Source organism: Bacillus sp. MM2020_4, assembly GCF_011250555.1.
In the GTDB taxonomy this organism is placed as follows: domain Bacteria; phylum Bacillota; class Bacilli; order Bacillales; family Cytobacillaceae; genus Neobacillus.
Genome location: NZ_JAANMZ010000147.1, coordinates 1 through 253 on the forward strand (window position 1 = coordinate 1; position 253 = coordinate 253).

At 44.7% G+C, this 253-nt stretch carries 2 rRNA genes; both read right to left on the bottom strand.

From position 1 onward, the window contains the following. A 5S ribosomal RNA gene (gene rrf, locus G6554_RS25520) occupies positions 1 to 76 on the bottom strand; the annotation flags it as partial. A gap of 70 nt (positions 77 to 146) precedes the next feature. Beyond that, a 23S ribosomal RNA gene (locus G6554_RS25525) occupies positions 147 to 253 on the bottom strand; the annotation flags it as partial.

The following is a 253-nucleotide window of genomic DNA, read 5'->3' on the forward strand; positions in this document are numbered from 1 at the left end:
TACCATCGGCGCTGAGAAGCTTAACTTCCGTGTTCGGTATGGGAACGGGTGTGACCTTCTCGCCATTGTTACCAGACTATTTTTTCTGAGGTATCATTCCCTCAAAACTAGATAATGCAGAAGAAGTTGTAAAAACGAATAATCAAATGGTTAAGTCCTCGAACGATTAGTATCAGTCAGCTCCACATGTCGCCACGCTTCCACCTCTGACCTATCAACCTGATCATCTTTCAGGGTTCTTACTAGCTTGCGC